Source organism: Methylobacterium sp. CM6241 (genome assembly GCF_054817845.1).
Genome location: NZ_CM139246.1, coordinates 782,481 through 803,606, shown reverse-complemented (window position 1 = coordinate 803,606; position 21,126 = coordinate 782,481). Strand labels below are relative to the sequence as shown.

Sequence of the window (21,126 nt, the reverse complement as noted above, 5' to 3'; positions counted from 1 at the left end):
CTATTCCTTCACGTTCCGGCGCGACGGGCCGGCGCAGCGTGGCCGCTGCGCCGGAATCTCGCTCTCCGGGCAAGTTCTTGCCCTCACGCAACCCGCTGGTCAATCGCCGGGCCTGGGCTCCGGCGACGATCCCATGTCGTCATATTCCAATCTTGTGTCGGCGGGTCATTTTGCCTTCTCGGCGATCGCCGCGAGACCGGATTCGTAGATTCCCGTGATGGCATCGGCCGCGACCGTATCCGGGACGCCCTTCGCCTTGAAGGTTCCCGTCCACGTCACCGTCGAGCCGGACCCTTTCGGGCTCACCGCGAGGGTGGAGGAGTAATTGGAGACCGGCAGGGGGCTCTCGACGATGGCGTAGGTGTAGCGCATCGCCGTGTCGTCGCGTGCCGTCTGCGATTCGACGATGGCGCCGCCACCCTTGAGGCTGAGGGTGCGCAGCATCGTGCGTCCCTTGGAGGAGGGCTCGCATTTGGCGATGGCCGGGTGCCAGGTGCCGATGCCGCAGAAATCGCCGATCGTCGACCAGACCTTGGCCGGCGGAGCCGCGATATCGATGGTCTTGGTGAGGTCGATGGCGAAGCCCGGAGCAGTGCCGGCGATGAGGACCAGACCCGGCAGAGCGAGGCGACGCATGAAGGTGCGCGACATGAGAGAGGGGTTTCCTTCTGGTTGATTTATAAGCGCGGATGGGTCCGCGCCTTGCCACCGTGCAAAGAGCAGCGAGCGGATAGGGGTAAGGCTGGTCGCGAACCGGGCCGGGGCAATGGCTCCGAGTCAAGCCCACGAAGATTTGACACCGGTCGGGGCGGTCGCAGTGCGATCCTTGTCAACGGAAGCGCCGGGGTTTACGTAGCCGCCTGACCGCGTGCTTCGCACGCCTGTCACGCCATTCGGGAGAGACGAGCCTTGGCCAACGCCGGCTCCACGCAGGACATCGCCGACGCTGCCTTCACGGCCGCGCGCGGTTCTGCGCGTCCTGGTGCTCTTTCCGCCGGCCTTCTCCTCCTTATCCGCCCCTGAGGGCCGGCCGGGCGCCTGCGCCTGGGCACTCAGGGGATCGTTTCGCGGCCGTGACTCCGAAGAGTCCGGTCGAGCCAATCGATGGGTTTAAAAGGCGCCGCGTCCTGAAGCGACCGCGCCTCCGACAGGACGACACGCCATGACCGACATCATCGCCCCAACCGCGGCCTCTCCGAAGGACAGGGTCCTCATCTTCGACACCACCCTGCGCGACGGCGAGCAATGCCCCGGCGCCACCATGACCCTGGACGAGAAGCTCGCCGTCGCCGAACTCCTCGACGCGATGGGGGTCGACATCATCGAGGCGGGCTTCCCCATCGCCTCGATCGGCGATTTCGAGGCCGTCTCCGAGATCGCCCGCCGCGCGAAGCGCGCCACCATCGCCGGCCTCGCCCGCGCCATTCCCGCCGATATCGCGCGGGCCGGCGAAGCCGTCCGCCTCGCCCGGCGCGGCCGCATCCATACCTTCGTCTCGACCTCGCCGATCCACCTCGCCCACCAGATGCGCAAATCCCAGGACGAGGTGATCGAGATCATCCTCAAGACCGTGGCGCAGGCCCGCGACCTCGTCGAGGACGTGGAATGGTCGGCCATGGACGCGACGCGTACGCCGATCGACTACCTGTGCCGTTGCGTCGAGGCGGCGATCCGCTCGGGCGCGACCACGATCAACCTGCCCGACACGGTGGGCTACGCCACGCCGGACGAATACCGCAGCATGTTCCGCCAGGTGCGCGAGCGGGTGCCGAATGCCGACAAGGCGATCTTCTCGGTCCATTGCCATGACGATCTCGGCCTCGCCATCGCCAATTCGCTGGCCGGTGTCGAGGGCGGCGCCCGGCAGGTGGAGTGCACGGTGAACGGGATCGGCGAGCGCGCGGGCAACGCCGCGCTCGAGGAGATCGTCATGGCGATCCGAACCCGCGGCGACGTGATGCCCTACGAGACCGGCATCGATACCACGATGCTCACCCGCGCCTCGAAGCTCGTCTCCCACGCGACGAACTTCCCCGTGCAGTACAACAAGGCCATCGTCGGCCGGAACGCCTTCGCGCATGAAAGCGGCATCCACCAGGACGGCATGCTCAAGCATACCGAGACCTACGAGATCATGACGCCGGCCTCGGTCGGCGTCGCCAAGACTTCGCTGGTGATGGGCAAGCATTCGGGCCGCGCGGCCTTCCGCTCGAAGCTGGAGGAGCTCGGCCTGCATCTCGCCGACAATCAGCTGCAGGACGTGTTCGACCGGTTCAAGGCGCTCGCCGACCGCAAGAAGCACGTCTACGACGAGGATATCGAGGCCCTGGTCGATCAGAACCTCGCCACGGCCCATGACCGCATCCGCCTGGTCTCGCTCTCGGTCATCGCGGGGACGCGAGGCCCCCAGCGCGCGACGATGAAGCTCGCCATCGACGACCGCATCGTCACCGAGGAGGCCGACGGCAATGGCCCTGTGGACGCGGTGTTCAACGCGATCCAGGCCCTGGTCCCGCATGAGGCGCAGCTCGAACTCTACAAGGTCGACGCCGTGACCGAGGGCACCGACGCCCAGGCCGAGGTCTCTGTCCGGCTCAAGGCCGGCGATCGTAGTGTCACGGCGCGGGGCGCCGATCCCGACACGCTCGTGGCCTCGGCCCGCGCCTATCTCTCGGCCCTGAACAAGCTCTCGGCGACGGCGGTCCGCCTCCACGCCCAGCACGCCGCATCGGTTTAGCCGGGAAAATGAAGCCCCGGGGGTGGACACCCTCCGGGGCCTTTGCTATCAGCCCCCTCGTCGCAGCGGGTTTTGGTGGCCGCCGCGATTGCCGCAAGGCAATGGGTGCATAGCTCAGTTGGTAGAGCAGCTGACTCTTAATCAGCGGGTCCAAGGTTCGAACCCTTGTGCACCCACCAAGAAATTCAAAGACTTAGTTGATTTTGCAGTCCAGCCTTCAAAGGCTGGGCTGCAAGTGGGCCGCAGTGGATATCATTGGGCATGTCCGCTCATCTCATTTGTTACGACGGTTCTCTTCACTTCCTACGATAATTCGTAGGTTCTGTGCCTGCGTTGCCCAATTTAAAGCACGGATCGAAGCCGTTCAGACGAGTGAATTGCGGAACCGTGCCAACGTGATGGCTATCCTACAACCTGCGCGAAGAGAGACGGGACGTTCAGTTCTCTCCGCCCGCCATATATTTGAATGACATAGCTAAGTTTGGCCTACTGACTGCCTACCGTGTGGCAATGTTGGCAGGGCAGGGAAGTCCCGGCACTAATCGATGTTGCTGCTTGCGTCGGCAGCAGAGACCGGATGGTCTAGAGCATCTTATGCGTATGTGGTCGATGCCGCGCAAGATTGCGAGGTTTTCCTAACGGAACGCCTATGGTGCCTCCTTGACGTGGACCTTGTGCTCTAGCTGGGTGACCACGACGGCGCTCATACTGCCGTATCAATCCTGGGTTACCGCTCCCTGCTGCGTAGCTGCCTCATCCAGCCAGCGATCACGTACACTGCGTATGCGGTAGCGTGCAGCCCCTTATGGGAAACGAGCGGCATGGGCTGACCAAGACCAGTCTGGGCCACATCCCCCAGTAGCATCAAATCGGCTAGCAAGAAGATCGAGAGACGCGCCGATTGGAAGCGAGAAAATTAAGAAGCATTGGTGCGTAGCCCGAAAGGAGTCGTCTCTTGGGCGCCTGCCACATATGTCACTGGGTGAGCTGATATGGCTACGCACATGAGAACTTGAAGCGTCGAGCGTCTGAGTGTGTCGGCTCCTCGCCGATAAGGTATTATTCCTGAGCGACGTCGTTGAGGCTGGTTTGGCAAAAGGCCGGTTGTTATGACTAACGAAAGTCGCTCACGGTTTAGCTAGGGGGCTCACGGTAAACTGAATTTACGGCTCAACACGGCCCAGGACCAAAAGCATTTTGCGCGGCCGGAATAAACACGATATGTCGCTGCATCTCGTTCAATATATATAAGGAAGTGAGAATTTGACTAGATACGTAATCCTACGCAGTCCAGCGACTGCGCCAGCTACATCGAGTTCCCGCCGAACCAGGGGGGCGCCTGCAATTGCCGACGAAGCAAGTATCGAGGTGGAAAACCTGCCCGACAAAGAGGTTGCGGGTCTGCGTCGAGACCCGGAAATTGTTGCGGTATGTCCAATCATGCCAGTTGCTCTGATAAAACCTTATATCTCAAGCCCCGGAACACCAGTAGATAATTGGGGGATCACAGCCGTGAAGGCGCGTGAGTCATCTTTCACCGGAGCAGGTGTTACAGTTGCTGTGCTCGATACTGGTATTGACGCGGAACATGAGGCATTCACCGGAATGAAATTGGTCGAGGCCGATTTTAGTGGCTCTGGCAACGGAGATCGTAATGGCCACGGTACGCATTGTGCGGGGACGATCTTCGGCAGGGACGTCGGCACAAGAATTGGCATAGCTAGAGGCATAGACACTGCCTATATAGGTAAGGTTCTAGCCGACAACGGAGGCGGTAGCTCTGATGCTCTATTCAACGGAATTAATTGGGCCCTGCAGCATAGGGCAAACATCATATCTATGTCCGTAGGGTTTGATTATCCGGGATTGGTGAATAAGCTCGTCGAAGACGGCTGGCCTACTAATTTGGCGACATCGAAGGCCCTAGAGGCATATCGGGGTAACTTGCGGCTTTTCGATGCTCTGATGCGACTGAACAAAGCGCAAGAAGACTTCGCCGCCTCTTCCCTGATCGTTGCGGCTGCTGGGAACGAGAGTCAACGTACCACTAGTCCGGACTACCGAATCGCAGCATCCTTACCTGCAGCTGCCGATGACGTTATCTCAGTAGCTGCAATCGGACGGAGTAACAACTTATACGACGTGGCAGACTTTTCCAACAGCCTTGCTACCGTTGCTGGCCCTGGCGTTGATATCATATCAGCTAAGGCCGGCGGTGGGCTGATTAGCTTAAGTGGGACTAGCATGGCATGCCCACATGTTGCGGGCGTCGCTGCATTATGGTGGGAAGCGGTTGGTCAGGGTCGTACGCAGGCAAGCCCATTGAACGTGCGGTCTAATCTCATCGCTTCAGCACAGGGTGATGTCTTCGTTGCTGGACTTGATGCGGCAGATGTAGGTGAGGGACTTATCTCTGCTCCGATTTAACAACAGCCCCATCCGGAACTAAGGGTTAATTTTTGTTATTAATGGACAGTAGAAAAAGTTAGAAGGAGTACAAAATATGACAGACTCTAAGAAAGTCAAAGACGAGGTTGTAGCTGGGTCCAAGTTTCGACATAGGATCAGGGGGTCAACATACAAGGTAGTTGGGGAAGCCCAGCTACAGTCGTCCACTCCAATCGGAGACAATGAGCGGCTCATTATCTATCGGGGAGCAGACGGTCGGATCTGGGCACGTCCTCTGAGTGAATTTCTCGATGGGCGGTTTGAGAAGTTGAGTGAGGAATAAGTTGCATGTCTGGCGCGGAAATATTCGCTGATTTATCGCCTATATACAGAACTGATTCGGTTTTGCTAACTCAGGTCGAGGCTCTCACGGGTATGAATAGTATATTTGTTTGATTCCCTGCGAGAATGATTTAGGGATACGTCTTCCACCGCAGATCTGAACGCCTGTTTGAAGCACAATCCGCCGGCAAGCGACACGTAAAACGATCCTGCAAATGTTATTGCTGCGTCATCATCGATTTCAGCGTTGCAGCCGATCACATAATCAACATGCGTCTTGAGCGCTCCGGCCAACGAAGTTGAGAAGCACGCGTTCAGCAGAACGCACTTAATGTTCTTCCCTAGACGGGCGAGATAATCAGCGATTTCTTCTGCGTATATGATTTGATGATGGCCGGCAGCATCTTCGAAAATTAAGCCGCCTGATATGCCATGTCCGCTGAAGTGGAAGATGTCAGCATTAGATCCTAATACGTTTGCGAGTAAATCTTTAGTACGCGCCGCGGTCTCAATCGAAAAATGTAAATCAGCGGCGCTATTTCTCAAGATCCGCAAGCGATGGTCGATATCTCGGTGCTCTTCCTCCAGCCTTATTCTAGGCTTATCGATTGGGCTTGCTGACAAAAGAAGAACCCTAAAACTCGGTCGGGGGGTGACACCAGCGATTCGATTGCGGATTGCTGCCCCCAAATCGTAGGCATTGCCCATTTGATCGAGAAGACTCAAAGTTTCGGCCGCCTTAAGTTTGCTATACAAACTAGTTTTGGCAGCGCCAAGCATTAGCCTCTCACTGAAATGGGGCGATTCCTCGTTAATACGCAGAGCTGCAGTTTCATAAAGTGGGCAATCATCAGAGAAGCGGGCGAAATGCTCTGCAAGGTGGCCGCGAACTATCTGATTCTGCTCCTGCGCGTACCAGTCCAAAGTGACGCCTTCAAGGCCATCGTAATAAGACGACCTGACGCCTTTTGCTAACCCCTCTCTCGCATCATCGGTCGCTTCGAGCGATGATCCCTGGGCGGTAATGTTAAGCCTTCGCCTCATCTCTGGGTCTCGTTCGGCAACTAATTGATAAACTTTCGCCTGAACATTTGGCTTTAAATCCCCAATTCTATCGAGATCTATTCCAAGGTCGCTGAAATCAAGGCGCTTGTTTTCGATAACTGACCAAACACTGTACTGCTGCACAATGTCGTCCGGGTGTGCGCCCAAACGTTTGACAAGTACGCCGTTCTTATGGGTCGGATGAAATAAATTCTCAATATCCCGATTAAGACCGACTGTAATAAGAGCGAGCCTGAGAACGTCATTTTCGGCCGTATCGATATCAATTTTTAGGGATCCAAGATCTAATTTGTCTGGGCTAGTAACTTGCAACGCAGCTAGCTTCCAGATCTTTGGATCGATTTCAGCAAGCGCAGCGATCGAATCGACGTCACCTCTTCGCATGAAACATAGCGCAGCAACACCAGCAGCCTCGATCTCGGCGTCACCTTGATATCTTTTGAGGGCGGCGTTCACGTAAAACTCAGAGTTTGCGTAGCGCCCAAATCGTGCGAGCGCATTGAGGCACCAGCGTACAACCTTCAAATCTTGCCCGGTTTGAAGCAACAGCCCGTTTATAATAGCCTCGACACCCTGGACTTCTTCCGAGGCAAGAAAAAATTCCTTTCGATAGAGCGAACATAGATCCTGGAGGGCCACCTTCTTGCGCTTGGCATCTCCACGCTCCAGCTCAAAACGCAGAATCGCGAGTTGCTGAGGGCTAATCCTTGGCATTATCGATCTTTTGACGAGAGTTGTATTTCAAACCTGCTAGCGCCAGAGCTGAAACTGGTTCAAAGGCATCTGGATCATTCAGTCTTTGATTTGGGTCGATCCAACGAAGATCGTTTAACGATAACCGGCGTGCAGTGGGTTCAAACCAGTCTGGGCATTCCCATTCTAGCACAAAAATTACGGACGGTTTTATTTGGTGTCCCGATAGTACGGCTGCAAATAAAATGGCAGGCTTTTCGATCTCTGATGGAAAAGCAGAGTATGAAAGGTCAAGGTCGTACATGACGGTCCTCAGGCCGCAGTCGGCAATCCCGAGATCGTCACTAAATAAAGTCTGATTCTTATAAGTAACTATTTCCGCAAATCCTATTGATTGGCGATTGGCGAATGCATCTCTGTTATCTCTATATAGACCGTTTCTATAAGAGAGGATTTTGTCTTTTTTCCGAACAACAGAAAACGCCCAAACGAGGTGATATCCCTCGTGCTGCGTCTTAGGGTCTATATGTTTCAGAGCTCCAGTTTGTGTTGCTTTCTCGATTACGCTGTGCCAATCAACAAACTGATCTTTGATAGTCAGCAGAAAATCTTCGGCTATTGCTAATGCTTCGGCTTTATCCAAGTCTCTGGTTCGGCGGCGTGCATGAAAGGGATCTTTATACTTTTCCGGGATCGCGGGGTCCGACCGCAATCGAGACAGGAAAAATTGTCCTGGGTTCGTTCTGAAGAAACGACTTTCCAGTTTATGCAGAACGATGTCTTCACTTAAACGTGCTTGTAATGTTTTGTGCTGAGTTTTTCCATAGAAACGGCGAGGAACGATTCCACCGCGATGGGCTGCGTCCATAATAGCGCGCGCCGTAAGCGGTCGACGAGCGGTTTCAAGAACTAGCTCGGCAATTTTCAGATAATTCTCGGGCTTCATAGGCGGCGGCTCATAACCCCATGAGCCACATAAATATTTTGGAATAGTTAATTTTTCCCATGCGGAATTTGGTCTGCTATCAGTTCTTGGGTTGAGGCGATAGTAATGCATCATTAATAATTGATTGCCGTGTCCGAATCATAACATCCTAATTGAGGGGAGGTGATGGCACAACCTGGGCGGTGCCGCATTCAGCTGTGGGGCTGTCTCGGTAGGGTTTGCCGGCGCGTGATGATGGTGCAGGTGATTTGGGGCATGATGGGGTAATCTCCCGGTTTCTTAATTCAGGAAATGAGAATGCAGAGGAGACGGTCGAGCCTGCAGAAGGCTTGTGCTTTGATCCCCCGGGGTGCCGTCGGCAGCTCGCCCTTCACCCGCGATTTTCTCGCTGCAGGCCGGAAGTGCGGGATAAGTGCGAAGGCTTAAGCTAACGCGAAGGGCTCCTGAAATCCATAGCCCTGTCCAAGTAGAGATGCTGAGAATTCTAGTCGCTCGGTCGAGGCCGGGGGAGGGGGATCGCTTTTCGGGTCTCACCCATGTGGGTGTAGTCGTCGGGGTTGGCGTTCAGCCAAGACGACGGAGAGCTGTATGCCGGGCCCGTCGGTTAGCAGGCTCCGCTCTATTTCATACTTGACCCGATCCGTTAAGTTGGGGTCACTTATTTCCGCCTACCGAGGGGCGTCTTGCTCGCTGCTACGGCCAGTGACAATTACTTCTAGGTGATTCCGTTCAAATTGTCGAAGGTTGGGAGAACTGTTTGTCCTTAGGCCAAAACCATAGGGTTTGTGCAGCTATGGTCGTAATGTAGGGGCATGGCGGCAACTCTGGCTACGAGCATTATCAATCTGGAGCACAATTCTGCTTACCGCTCATGACCTTCTCGGAGCTGCGTCGCGGGATCGTGCTACGATTCTGCCAACTTGCATAGCACTCCAGATACCCCCCCGCGCAGTCGCGATCCGCCGTGCATTCAGCTCGGCAGCGATAGCACGATGTGAAGCGATGCCAGTCTCTTGGATACTTTGGATCACCGGTATGATGTTGGCTGCGAAGACCGAAGCCTGAGCACGGTTCGCGCTGGCACCTTTGGCCGCGGCCTCCGCAAGGCTGGTCATGTTGCCCAGTCGGACCCCACGCAGCTTCAGGCTGGCAAGGGCAGCGCGGGTCCGGGCCGCGATCAGCTTGCGCTCTTGTTCAGCCAGCGCCGCATAGATGTGGAGCATGAACGGGTCAGCGTTCTCTCCCAGCTCTGTCACCAGGAACGGGATGCGTTGCGCCATCAGGCCGGCGATGAAGGCCACGTCTCTCGATAGCCGGTCGAGCTTTGCCACCACCACCGGGCATCGGAGCTTACGGGCCGAGGCCAGGGCGGCGGCGAGCTGAGGCCGTCGGTCCAGGGCATCGCTTCCCTTGCCAGTCTCTTGTTCCTCGTGCTCGGCCACGATGGCGAACCCATTGGCCCCGGCGAAGGTCAGCACTGCCTTGCGCTGTGCCTCGATTCCGAGGCCGCTCTTGCCCTGCTTGTCGGTGGACACTCGGAGGTAGGCCACCAGAGGTCGGATCACTGGTGTGACAACTCCGAAGGAACGTTCGGACTTGTCACAGAGCTCCATCCCGACCGGCTTGTTCATCTCGACCCTCACCCCTGCTCCGCCGACGGCGGAGCGTAGTTAAGCGAAGGTCGCCCGTAATCGAAGAACAAGCAACCAAACAATCTAGACGGAAAGCAAACAAAACACTTGACGATACTATGTAAGCGGATGGGTCGGTGCTTTTATATGGATATTAACATGCCCTAATATCAACTATGACAAATTAATGTTTCCAATAAAATTTCGTTTTACTTCGATGATAACAGGCAATGGTACCGCCGCCACACGCCTCTAGAGTTTCAAGTGGCACGCTCCGTCCATAAGCCTGAGCGGAACAGCAACCAAGCGCGGCTCCTTGCCCTTAGGTCTACCCCAGATGGGCGCAGGGGGAGCCTCGGATGAGTATTCCGGTCTCTAACGTGCGTGCCATTGGCTCGTCGCTGTTCATTTCGAAGCGACGTGTGGTTCTAGAAGCCGCTGGCGGTGGCTTGTTCATCGGCGTCTTTTGCGTCGTAGGGGCAGGCCTGCCCATGCTTCACTGAGCACACGTTGCCAAGTGATGATTAGGTCCGCCTAGAACGGTATCTGCTTCTGGGAACCCTTACACAGGTTGGCGTAGAGGTGGACTAGTGCCCGGTCGACGCGGGCAGTCCGCTCGTCCTGATCTGGCAGGCCGCGGACGATCGACAGGCGCTCGAACTCCACGTTGTCCGAACAGGACTTCCGTCCGTCCGGCCAGAAGATGCACCAGATCTCGTCGCCTGGGCTGCCAGGCAGACGCCACTTTGCATCCGTCATTTGGTCCACCACGATGCCGTTTCGGGTGCCTAGGACCTGGGGAACCTTCTTGATGTTCTCGGCCACCACGCGACCGAGGTAGAGTTCCTGGTAAAGTCCGTCGGTGTTCGGGCTCGGGGTTGCGGGCTTGTTGTCCCACTCCCCTGATATGCTCTTGAATGCCGGCCGGTTTCGATCGGTTATCCTGACCGTGCAGGACGCCTCGTTTGTGACACGGACCTCCCAGTTCAGGTCGGCAACAACGACGACACCGGGCGCTTCACGCTTTACCGTCGACGCCGCGCCGGATCGATGCAGCGTAAGTGCGGTTTCTTCAAGGGACTGCGCCGAAGCCGCATTGTGACCCATCAGAGAGATCGCGAGGACCACAATGGAAATCCGCTGCATCTTGTTTCCTCCTGACCCGACGTGGGTCTACCGCAATCCAACGCTGCCGTATTGAAGCGGGGACAGTAACGGATGAATGCACTTGAGGCTGTGATTCAGGCTAAGAATTAGACTTCGATCGGTGTGCTCAGTTCCCGATCCAAAACGGAGCGAGTGGTTCCCTTTTGGATGCTGATCACACTGGAGGCTCCAGCATCACGCGAGCGAGTGGGACGAGCTTGTGAGCTGCTACGAGCGCAGCATCAACTTTATCGATTTGATGTTGAAACGGCAGCTCCATATCGCACTGAGGGACAGAAAGTCTTAGTACTGTAGACTTTCCTGTCTGCAGAATCAATAAGTCCTCGGGCCAACTCGGCTGCCGCTGCGCGATTACATCTGTTTTAAGTGTTCCCTGAAATTCTAGATCCATGCACGCAGAATTATTTTTATGATTCAATGTCGTCTTTTTTGGAAAGCCCGATGCTTTAAAACGCATCCAGTCTGATTTAGGGCCCTTGGGTCCCGGCTTCTCCATTAATAATATCGGATGATGGGCTTGCAAGTGCTCCCAATAAGCGCGGTGAAATGCCGTCTTCCCGGCATGAACTTGCATTATACTCCCACGCCTACCCTGTTCTATAGCCTCGTCCATGATGGCACGACGCCACGCGGTCCGGAGGCCTTCTTGAGTAGCGAACCATTCCCTGATCGCTTCGTAAGGAACACGATGCTCATAGGCCGAATGCGCTGGTAGAGCATCGAGATAGATCTGAGGCGCACACATGCAAGTCACGAAGCGATCATAACGTCCAGCCTCTTGCGAGCGGACGCCCCGCAAGTGGTAGCGTACATCCTGTTCGTCCTGCTCGGGGGCCCCAACTTTGTTCTCGATCAGCACTGCGACGCGTTCGAGGCCAATCCGCACTCGCAGCAATAAGTCAGTCTCTCCATGCTGATCGTTGAGCGAATGCCACGCCCCATCAAAGACGGCATTAAGCCCTAGGCCAACTTGCTTGGCGAACCACTCTGCAAACGCAGGCACAACGTGGAACTCCTCCATTAGGAGGAGGTCGACATCTCTCTCCTGAACGGACTGCAGGTAACGGCCGAAATCAGAACTGGATGCGGGCATAAAGGGGCTTCTATGTTGATCACCCTCGTAGGGGTTCATGCTGGTAGCGTTTCCTGGAACTGAGCGCCAGGAGATCACGGGTGTCCAAGCCAATGCCTACGCCGCGCCGATGCTCTAAAATCTAGAACCGCGGCAATGTCTCGGTGAAGTTAGGGCTGCCTACTTGGCTATGGAGCCTCTGAGAAGGGTCAGGTCGATCAGCGCGCTGCTTCATGCAGCCTAAAAACCTTGTCCGTTAGCGACGCTCGCGCTGCAAGGAGCTTCTCCGGATTGACCTTGCTCGACAGTTCCTGGCGGCGCTTGCGCCCAAGAAAGGAAGCGATGCGCTCCGCGTTGGCACCGCTCGGGTTAGGAAGGCCGGCCAGGACCTGCCGACGATCAAGCTTAACCTGTGCAGCTACCATCTCGATCGCCTCACTGGCAACAGGCCCGAGCGGGACGAACACGGGGTTCGGAAGTGCCCTCATCTCCTCGCCGAACCACTTCATCAGGTGGGTGCGCAGCAGCTGCGTCGCGATCGTAGAGGGTGCTCCGGCGTAATTGGCGCCGTCAACGAAGACAGGGTAGCGCGGGATCGAGGTGAAGTGAACGCGATGCGCATTGCCTGCCCAGAGCGATCCCGCCGTGGCAATCCCAAGGGATCGGTTCAGGCCGATGCTGTCCAGCATGGCCACGAGGTTCATTCGCATAGGGCCGGAGAAACTACCGAAAACCTTAACGTCCTCCTCAACCTCTGTCTCGGTGCTACCGTTCTGAAGGCTTCTGCGGGGTGCGACCAGCGCATAGGCAACGTCAAGCGTCTTGCCTTGGCTACCGCCGGTCTCGATCCGCAAACGCTGCGGCCGAGCGATCTCCCCCTCAAGCTCGGTGGTCGTGATAGTTCGCAAGAGAGACACGAACGTGGAAAACAGGCTGTTGGTCATGGGCGATGAATCTCGATCGCTGCGAGTGAGGTGACGGAAAAGCGGAGGAGAAAGTGCTAGTGGCGCCGGAAGCGTCGGGTACGGTGCACGGCCGTGACGACGTACCCGTCGTCGCTGACCACCGCATAGACGCTCAGCCAGCACTAGATGGCCTGGGGGCCGCGCTGACCGCCAAATTCGTGGACCCACGTAACTGAGACAGCGACCGGCGACCGAAGCATCCTGCACCTCACGCAAAAAGCAGCAGGCTCGCTAGGTAGGCTGAGAACCCGGCCGGGGTGAACCGAACATCCTCTACGACCGGCCCAACTGCTCGTGCATAGAGGTGCGCCAGGTTGCGCATTTCCTCTGGGTCAGACACCTCAGCTCCAAAATCGGCGAGGTGGCAGAGCTGCCAGGCGGCGAGAGTGTCGAGTTGTTCCCCATTACGAGCGGCGAGCCATGTGAGCACTTGGTCCACGCGATAGACCAACGGCCGGCCGGGAGTAGGGCGGAACCAGGCTGCAGGCATTGGGTCTGGTGTGAGGCGGCGAGAGCGCCAGGTTGCCCATAGGCCTCGGTCTAGGTTGAGGGCAGCGGTCAGGGCGGAGGTAGAGATCGGGGACCAGGCGTAGAGGCCAGGAAACGTCACCTCTGAGGAGGGTGGGAGGGCCCCCAGAGTGGTCGGAGGCTTCATAATAGTAGCAGCCTGAAGTGAGATTGGTCTAGTATCAGGTAACACGTAACACTCCATTTTAAATTAGATCTCAAAGTGTACAGACTGGGGGTGGCGGGAGGTGAATGACTTGTCTTCTCCGCCCACCCCCACACTGGCGTTGTACAACCAGCCTCGGCGGGGAAGCCGGCCTGTTACATGTTACCGTGTTACCTCTCATCCTGCCTTGGCCTGCACGGCTTCCTCCTGACCCGTAGCCTGCTTCATAGGCGTGATGTTGGATCTATCCGCTGGAGCGCGCATCACCTCGACCTTCAGCGTGCTGTCCGGCGCGTTGAGGTAATCACGCATGTTGCGGATTGCCCACAAACGCACCTTCAGACCATTTGGGAGAGAGATCAGGCGATGCTCTCCGCCGTGGGACACGCCGACCTTCCGGGCGCCGACCTGCTTCATGGCCGCAACCACTTTCCCGGTCTCGACAGAGCCGACTACGCCGGCCATATGCGGGAGCCGTAGGGCCTCCTCCACCTCTCGCATCAGCACGATATCGCGGTAGAACGGGCCACTCTGCTCCTCGATCATTCGCGCGATCACCCGGCCGAGCGGAGTACGGCTGGCCTCTTCAGCGGCGTCGCGAGCACCTGTCCGGGGTGGTTCGGCGTGGGGCTTGAAGCTGCTGATGTCACGTGTGAGCAGCGCGTGCTTGAACGCTCCCATCGCAACAACATCCTCGATGGTGGCATAGATGTTCGCGAAGTAGGCATCGGTCTCCAGTTTGCGAGTGGTTGCGCCCACGAAGAACCGCCGGCTTCCAGGCCCGATCACCAAAGGAGCGTCATGATTACTGTAGATGATAACCCCGCGAGGCGTACGGCCGTCATGGAAGGGAATGTTCTTGCCTTCTACGCCAAACCACTCAGCAGTGAACCAGTCCTTTAGCTCCTCTGTCACCTCAAAACGTTCGCCGTGATTTGCTTCTTCGACGACCACCACCTGACGGTTGACCATACGGTCCTTGAAACGGCCTGAGAGTTCCTTTCCGCCCACCTTCTGAACGTTGCGGGCCCCGAACAAGGCTTCTAGGATAGTTCCGATCGTAGACTTTCCGTATCCTTCATCTCCAGTGATGATAAGGGCGCTCTTGATTTTGATGCCGGGCTTCTGAACGAGGTGCGCGAAATAGTCGAGAACGTGCTTCCGGGTGAGATCATCTGGGAACAGCATCTCGAAATGCAGCATAACACGCTTGGCTGCCTCCGCGTCATCATGCGCGACGGCGCCGCCCGCGAGCCAGGTATTGCACCAGGGCAGATCGTTCTCCTTCTCCACCATAAGACGGGTATCGCCTGGTAAGTAGTCGAATTGGGCCGCGCGGGGCGTTGCTGCCCAGCCCAGCAAAGTGTCAATTGTATTCTTCCCCACCTTGTCCCGGACCATGGTGCCAAAAGCTTTTGCCTTCAGCACCGCGCCACTTGCCGGAAGGAAAACTCGATCAGTTTCTGCGTCGTAGATCATGTTGGTCTGGAGTTTGACTCGTTGCAGGAGGTCATAGCCAGTCACCTCCTTGGTGCGCGGGTCACGAGGTTTGGGCGGGAGCTGTCCGAGGTTGTAGGGACCTTTGATGCGTCCCCAGAAAGGGCAGCGTTCGCAGCCCTTAAAAGCAATTTTGTTCTTGATGTTGGTGCAGGAGCGCGGACCGCTGGCACGGTGCGCCTGCATCATCTTCTGGGTGGTCTCTTCCTTGTCATAGCCGGGATACCTCGCGCTGATGACGTGCGAGATGTTCTCGCCGTCCCGGCATCGGCTGGTTACCGAAAGGACTGCGTACCACTCTTCTTCGCTGAGGTCGGCGGGGCGCTCATCAGCACGTTTGATGAAGGCGCAGCCCTCGCGGATGGGAGCGAACTCAGCGGGTCGGGGGTTGGCCGCGAGCTGCGCTTTGAACTCAGCGGACAAGTACTCAGCGACGGCACCACCCCCGCTGATGGCTGGTGTCTCGGGCTCGAAGGCACGTACCGCCTCGACCACAACCTTGGGAAGCTCAGCGAATTCGATTTCGCCTGGTGCCCGGCCGTCCTTCCAACGGTGTTGACCAACCGTGCCATTCGGGTAGCTCACCTTCGAGGGTGGCAAGATGCAGTTCACGGGTCCGATGCGGAACTCCAAGTCTGGCAAACCGAGCATCTTGCGCTGGAATTGAAGACCAGCGTCAGCTGGCACTCGGTAGATGCGCAAGCCGCCACCGCTGGCAGTAATCGCCTCGACGGTTTCGGGCATCGGCCCGAAACGTTCGTTGACTTTCGCCCAGCTCTCCAAGCCCTTACCACCGTGCTTGATGTCAATGTCGATCACCACGAACGAGTTGCCCGGCTTGAAACCGATGTTCTGTGCAGGGTCCAGAAACATGATGCCCGCGTGGTCGGGCCGGGTAATGCCAGGTCGGGTCTGCCAGTCGTTTCCGACTGGCTTCTTGGTGAGGGGGTGGATGAGCATCAGCTCCATGCCGAGACTGACGTAAGTTTTAGCGGCGTCCGCTGGTGAGATATTGTCAAAAAGAGAAAGAGAGCGCATATTCATAATGCTGAATGTCCTTTGCAGGCGTTAGTTTAGTAACTAGGAAGCCAGGTGTTGATTTCGCTTGGCCTTCTCGTTTTTGTATTCACCCCTGATATCCTGCAGGGCTTCGAATTTCTAAAAATACTGTGTGGCTCACAGTAAGAACCGGTGGGACGATCTCCTAAGCTGCGTATTCGCTCGATCCTGCTAGCGGTATGACCAATGCGGGGGGGGGCTGACCTGCATAGATTTTGTGTGGCAAATTTTGTAAATTTGAGCAGGAAAGATCTGCAAAAGCTTCGTTCTATCCGCAGTCGGCCATGACACACATTAGCGAGACCGACTCGCCAACCACTCCTCAAGGTCGCAGCGTCGGATGCCGATGCATCGCTCACTAAGCTGGATAATGCGCGGGCCACAACCGGCCTTTATTAGGCGACGGAGTGTGGACATAGAGACGCCTGCGGCAGTGCATACGGCAGGCAGCCGCAAGACAGTGGTCGTGTTCGATGAGGGAATACTATGAGTGTGCGCATCGCCCGTTACCATGCTTAACATGATAACCTCCAACCTTGATCGGATGAGCTGGGATTAGACCCTCGCAGTTAGTCCGGGGCCTGGCGCTAGTCCGCACCCAGAATGCGAACCTACATTACCCAGCAAAATAAGTGTTTATAGCGTGTCAGGCAAGCCTATAAGACGTCACGCCGTGAGATTTTTATTACCAAGTATTGCGTGCGGCACCGCTACGAGGTGGAAGAGCTTCAGGAGGTTCTTGAGGTATTGCGTTGCTCGACGCCAGTATTGCTGATTGCAAGGACGTGCGTGACCCACCGATCTAGGGCCTCGCGCTTCTCGCTCGCATACGAAGCTCGATTATATACGCCAGCTACACCGGCTCGTGAGCCAGAGACGTGGTTCAACACAGCCTCAACTACGTGCGGCAGCACACCAAGGTCCGCCATGCCAGTGGCGGTCGTCCGGCGCAGGTCATGGAGCACCCAAGGCGTGGTAATCCCCGTCAACTTATCCAACTCAACCTTGGCCTTGCTGAAACCGGAAAAGCCCCCCTCCCGTTGGCCGAATAGGAGGTCTCGCCCTTCTCGCATCGGCACGGCCGCCAGGATCGCAAGAGCAGCGGCTGATAGTGGCACGTCATGCCGGCGCTTGTTCTTCGTTCGCTCGGGCGGTAGCGACCACATTGCACCCTTAAGGTCCAACTCACTCCATCGAATGGCAGCCACTTCCTCCCGCCGCTGACCCGTAAGGATGAGCAGTCGGACGATCCGGCCGAAATCGCCATCGCCACAGCTGAGCCAGATAGCTCGCACCTCGCTGCCGGTGAGAGTGCGCTCGCGGGATATTTCCGCTGTTGCTTTGTTGGTGCCAATGACGGGGTTTACCTCGCTCAAGCCTTCGCCGGTGGCCCAGCTGAAGAATGCCGAAAGCGCTGCCCGTGCGCGGTTGGAGGCGAATGGGCCAGAGCTGGCTGCTATGCCGCTCAGCAGTGTTGCTACCTGCGCCCGCTTGATGTCGGCCAACGGCAGGGCATGCAGCGGCTTTGATTGAACGTCGAGGTAGCGCTTCACGTCGCCAAAGCTCGATGCACGAAGGCGGCCTTCCGCTCGCGTTAGGTAGCGGGGGAGAACGCTGCCGAACGTGACCGCCGCCCGTGCTTTGGCGGTTTCGCGCTCGGCCACTACGTCTATGCCGAGAGTGGCGTTGGCGATCCGTTTGGAAGCCTCCACGCGGGCAGTCGTAAGAGGAATTGAGCCCACTGATCCAAGCGTGAAGACCGTTGAGCTGCCGCCTTTCCGAGGGGGGCTTACGACCCAGTAGGCGCTTCCACTTGCGCGAAGACGAACGCCTAGGCCGGCACACTCAGTGTCCCAAACCTTCCGCTCGGTTTGCCCCGCCTCGAGCGTTAATGCAGCCACGCTGGCCTTGGTGAACTTCAGCAAATTTTTAGAGGGTGCACGTCGGGCCACGGATCGTCTCTGGGCTGAGCTGGGCGGCAAATGGGCCGCAGCAACAGCTATCATAGCCGAAACATCCTGGCTGCCCCTGATGCCGAAAGTCAGCGGGCCTTATCAAAAAATGAAGTTCTGACAGTAGTTTGGGCTGAGATGGACGGCGGGCTGATCGCTTCTGAACGCGCTTGAACCCTCAAGCTCCGTTTCTCTTAATCAGCGGGTCCAAGGTTCGAACCCTTGTGCACCCACCAAATATTTCAATGACGTAGCTGCTGATTGCTGGCTTCCTGAAAAGCCCTGGTAAACACATAGCTACCGGTTCGTTGCAGCGACCCTCCTTATGTTTCGAAGCTGGTGTTGAGCGAACGGAAACCCGTGAGCGCGGTGAGTTCGCACCTTCCTACAATTTTTCGAGTCGGGTCGATCCAAGCTGAGTCGGATGAGTTTGAATGGCAGGTCGCTGCCTGAAGCTTGCGGCGCCGTCGGATCCGTATGGCTACTTTCTTCACCTCAGACACCCATTTCGGGGATGCTCACATCCTGCGTCAGCGTGGAGGGGCGTTTGGATCACTCGATGATCACGACGCGGCTCTGATCGAGGGTTGGAACGACGTTGTCGGCGCGGACGATGACGTCTGGCATCTCGGTGATTTCGCTGCCGGAGCGAGCCGGGGGCGCTGCGTGGAGATCTTCGAGGCCCTGAGAGGCCGAAAGCGGCTGATCCGGGGCAATCACGACACCAATCGGGTTCTTGAATTGCCGTGGGTGAAACCGCCGCAGGAAACTGCGCGGATCACTGTTAGCGATGCCGATGGCACGGAATGGCGGCTGTTTCTCGCACATTACGCGCATCGAGCCTGGCCCGGCCTGTGGCGCGGGACGCGGCACCTGTATGGCCACACACATGGTTCACTGCCCGACACCCGCTTCTCATGCGATGTCGGCGTCGATGCATGGGGCTACCGACCCGTCGGTGTCGGCGAACTCATAACCCACCAGAACCAGGCTCACGCTGTCCCGGAAGAACTTCAACGGCGGAACGATTCTCGGACCGTATGATCGGCGCCGACGCTGGCGTCTCGGCACGAAAAATCCACCTGTGTCTCCGCACGGAGGCACCGCGTTTGCGGATATGGCAGCCGCCGAGGGTCAGGCCGTCGGCGTAAGGTCGTCGGTCGACCAAGTCTCACGAACGCCGCCGACATCGACCTCGTAGGCTTCGCCGAGGTTCCAGACGCCGACGATGGCTCCGACCCGACCGTCAGGCAGTCGGACGAGGTCGAGCTTTATGAATGGGGAAAGGGTCATGGCACGGCTCCTCTCTCCATCAAACGGCGCGCAGGCGTATTTGATCCGGACCAAGCTCCACGACAGCGGCGGAACGGCACTCGCCTGCCCCGCCGATACCATGACGGCAAGCGTGAGTGATTTCGCGCCAACCCGTTTCGGCCAATCGGGATCGGGACCTTCAACCTCTTTCAGCGTGGCGTTCATCGACGGCGACCTCGTCGTACATCCACGACCGACCGGTGCCCCTTCGTAAGCAAGCATTAACGCTGAGCGGGCATTCTCTCTTACTCGATCGATCAGCCGTTCGGACCATTGGGGTCCGCCCAGTTGAGATGGGAGTCAAACGGCCATGCCTCGCATGCTCGAACTGCTACGCTGGAAACTCCAGCTGCTTTTTGCTTGGACGCCGACACGTACTGTCGCGCTCAATCTGATCCTGGGAGTTTACGCTCTGGCAGGATGGGGTGCATTCGCGAACAAAGCTTCGCTCAACCGCGATCTGACGGATCAGGTCAGCCTCTTGCAGACAGAGCGAAACGGGTTGGTCGACCGGCAAAAACAGCTGGAGCAGGCAAGCGGCGAACTCTTGCGTGAGTGGCAAGGTAAGCTCGCCTCTGCCCGAGAGGAGCTCAGCCAAGCCGTTTCGGCTCGCGACGCAGCCAAAGGCCAGCTTGCCAGCTCTCAGCGCGCAGCTGCCGCTTCCAGGAAGCGCGTCGAGCAGGCTCGGGATCGGGTATCGGAGACAGGCAGCATCAAATCCGCGGAGCCGTCGAAGAAGGCTGCGGTCAAGCCGTAGGATCGCCTGGCCTGTCTGCCTTTGGTGTCCCGAGCCCTGACACGTGCTGTCTCCATCGGGCACCGAGGCTCGGCTCGTCGCGTTGAGCCAACGCAACCGTGTCTATCTACGAGCAGGTCACGGCCTTGAAAGGCCACGCGACGGTGAGCTTGAAGGCAAGGAAACGGTCGAGGTGACGCAACCCGTTCGGCACGCATTGCTTGCGTGCTGGAGAGCGGAGGCGAATACCGTGTGCTGCGGAGGGTCGAACCGTTCGCCGGTTGCTCCGATCAGCCGACCGAGTCCGCGTTCATTAGCCTGATCCTCGATACGCCGCTCCTGGACGGACCGATCACCGGGATCTGCTTCCGCCGCTACGTCGAAGAGACCTTGGTGCCGACCTTGAAGCACGGTGACACGGTCGTGCTCGACAACCTGACCGCCCACAAGGTCAGCGGCAGTGGCGCGACCATTGGGCGGCAGGCGCCCGTCTGCTCTACTTGCCGGCCTAATCGCCCGAACCGAAGGACCGCACGGCCAGGACAGCAATCCGGCCGGTGAGGTGCATCATCCCGCCCCCCTGAATGGCGTGTGTGCAGAGTTCGCCAGCGAACAGTTCCTTATCGCGACGGCCATGCGCGTCGAAGGTGACCTTGCGTTGTGAGCACCTCCCAAACGGCGGAGGCACTGAGGCCATTACCCAGCCCGGCGTTCACGGAGCCCGCAACGGCACCTTGGTCCCGAGGTTGTCCACCGAGGGGCAGGAAACCCTGCGCCTCCCTCTCACTCGCGGATCTCTTCACCGGTGGGCTTCCCGCCCCGAAATGTTCCCTGATCGAAACGAAAAGGGGTTGCAGTGATGGCAACCCCTTCGAACGTCTGTCGGAGA

Annotated in this window: 15 protein-coding genes, 1 tRNA gene and 2 pseudogenes; 6 read left to right on the top strand and 12 right to left on the bottom strand. The window is 57.7% G+C overall.

Going from position 1 to position 21,126, the window contains the following annotated elements:
* Window positions 1-165: 165 nt before the first annotated feature.
* Window positions 166-651, bottom strand: coding sequence for an SRPBCC family protein (locus ACYQR9_RS03775; RefSeq protein WP_461228751.1), 486 nt, complete (start codon window positions 649-651; stop codon window positions 166-168).
* Window positions 652-1,162: 511 nt separating this feature from the next.
* Between ACYQR9_RS03775 and ACYQR9_RS03770 the strand changes: the two genes are divergently transcribed.
* The 3 genes from ACYQR9_RS03770 (at window position 1,163) to ACYQR9_RS03760 (ending at window position 5,164) form a co-directional block, all read left to right on the top strand.
* Window positions 1,163-2,737, top strand: a complete 1,575-nt coding sequence (locus ACYQR9_RS03770; protein ID WP_461228750.1) for a 2-isopropylmalate synthase — start codon at window positions 1,163-1,165, stop codon at window positions 2,735-2,737.
* 103 nt (window positions 2,738-2,840) lie between these two features.
* Window positions 2,841-2,916, top strand: a tRNA-Lys gene (locus ACYQR9_RS03765).
* Window positions 2,917-4,105: 1,189 nt separating this feature from the next.
* Window positions 4,106-5,164, top strand: coding sequence for a S8 family peptidase (locus tag ACYQR9_RS03760; RefSeq protein ID WP_461228749.1), 1,059 nt, complete (start codon window positions 4,106-4,108; stop codon window positions 5,162-5,164).
* A gap of 369 nt (window positions 5,165-5,533) precedes the next feature.
* Here ACYQR9_RS03760 and ACYQR9_RS03755 read toward each other — a convergent pair whose 3' ends face one another.
* The 10 genes and pseudogenes from ACYQR9_RS03755 to ACYQR9_RS03710 form a co-directional block, all read right to left on the bottom strand.
* A complete protein-coding gene (locus tag ACYQR9_RS03755) occupies window positions 5,534-7,246 on the bottom strand; it encodes a CHAT domain-containing protein (protein ID WP_461228748.1) in 1,713 nt (570 codons plus the stop codon).
* On the bottom strand, window positions 7,233-8,285 hold the full coding sequence (locus ACYQR9_RS03750; RefSeq protein ID WP_461228747.1) for an HTH domain-containing protein: 1,053 nt from the start codon (window positions 8,283-8,285) through the stop codon (window positions 7,233-7,235). The genes ACYQR9_RS03755 and ACYQR9_RS03750 overlap by 14 nt, the downstream gene beginning before the upstream one ends.
* Window positions 8,286-9,040: 755 nt before the next feature.
* Window positions 9,041-9,802, bottom strand: coding sequence for a recombinase family protein (locus tag ACYQR9_RS03745; protein ID WP_461228746.1), 762 nt, complete (start codon window positions 9,800-9,802; stop codon window positions 9,041-9,043).
* 534 nt (window positions 9,803-10,336) lie between these two features.
* On the bottom strand, window positions 10,337-10,948 hold the full coding sequence (locus tag ACYQR9_RS03740) for a hypothetical protein (RefSeq protein WP_461228745.1): 612 nt from the start codon (window positions 10,946-10,948) through the stop codon (window positions 10,337-10,339).
* 175 nt (window positions 10,949-11,123) lie between these two features.
* Window positions 11,124-12,101: a hypothetical protein gene (locus ACYQR9_RS03735; protein ID WP_461228744.1), complete on the bottom strand. Its 978-nt coding sequence runs from the start codon at window positions 12,099-12,101 to the stop codon at window positions 11,124-11,126.
* A gap of 158 nt (window positions 12,102-12,259) precedes the next feature.
* Window positions 12,260-12,985: a hypothetical protein gene (locus ACYQR9_RS03730; RefSeq protein WP_461228743.1), complete on the bottom strand. Its 726-nt coding sequence runs from the start codon at window positions 12,983-12,985 to the stop codon at window positions 12,260-12,262.
* Window positions 12,986-13,856: 871 nt separating this feature from the next.
* The gene (locus ACYQR9_RS03725; RefSeq protein ID WP_461228742.1) at window positions 13,857-16,220 is read right to left on the bottom strand and encodes a bifunctional DNA primase/polymerase; all 2,364 of its coding nucleotides are present in this window, start codon (window positions 16,218-16,220) and stop codon (window positions 13,857-13,859) included.
* A gap of 309 nt (window positions 16,221-16,529) precedes the next feature.
* On the bottom strand, window positions 16,530-16,748 hold the full coding sequence (locus ACYQR9_RS03720) for a helix-turn-helix transcriptional regulator (RefSeq protein ID WP_461229728.1): 219 nt from the start codon (window positions 16,746-16,748) through the stop codon (window positions 16,530-16,532).
* 215 nt (window positions 16,749-16,963) lie between these two features.
* A complete protein-coding gene (locus ACYQR9_RS03715; RefSeq protein ID WP_461229727.1) occupies window positions 16,964-17,788 on the bottom strand; it encodes a tyrosine-type recombinase/integrase in 825 nt (274 codons plus the stop codon).
* A 105-nt stretch (window positions 17,789-17,893) separates the two neighbouring features.
* Window positions 17,894-18,241, bottom strand: a pseudogene (locus tag ACYQR9_RS03710) (Arm DNA-binding domain-containing protein); the annotation flags it as partial.
* Window positions 18,242-18,664: 423 nt separating this feature from the next.
* On the opposite strand from ACYQR9_RS03710, the gene ACYQR9_RS03705 reads away from it, so the two are divergent.
* Window positions 18,665-19,231 (top strand): metallophosphoesterase, encoded by a 567-nt coding sequence (locus tag ACYQR9_RS03705; protein WP_461228741.1) that lies wholly within the window; start codon window positions 18,665-18,667, stop codon window positions 19,229-19,231.
* A gap of 90 nt (window positions 19,232-19,321) precedes the next feature.
* Here the strand turns inward: ACYQR9_RS03705 and ACYQR9_RS03700 are convergent, their stop codons facing one another.
* Window positions 19,322-19,666 carry a hypothetical protein gene (locus ACYQR9_RS03700; protein ID WP_461228740.1) on the bottom strand — a complete coding sequence of 115 codons (345 nt, stop codon included), beginning with the start codon at window positions 19,664-19,666 and terminating at the stop codon, window positions 19,322-19,324.
* A gap of 145 nt (window positions 19,667-19,811) precedes the next feature.
* On the opposite strand from ACYQR9_RS03700, the gene ACYQR9_RS03695 reads away from it, so the two are divergent.
* Together ACYQR9_RS03695 and ACYQR9_RS03690 are read left to right on the top strand one after the other, a co-directional pair.
* Entirely contained in the window at window positions 19,812-20,258 is a 447-nt protein-coding gene (locus tag ACYQR9_RS03695; RefSeq protein WP_461228739.1) for a hypothetical protein, read from the top strand.
* Between the two features lie 309 nt (window positions 20,259-20,567).
* Window positions 20,568-20,746, top strand: a pseudogene (locus tag ACYQR9_RS03690) (IS630 family transposase); the annotation flags it as partial.
* Between the last annotated feature and the right edge of the window lie 380 nt (window positions 20,747-21,126).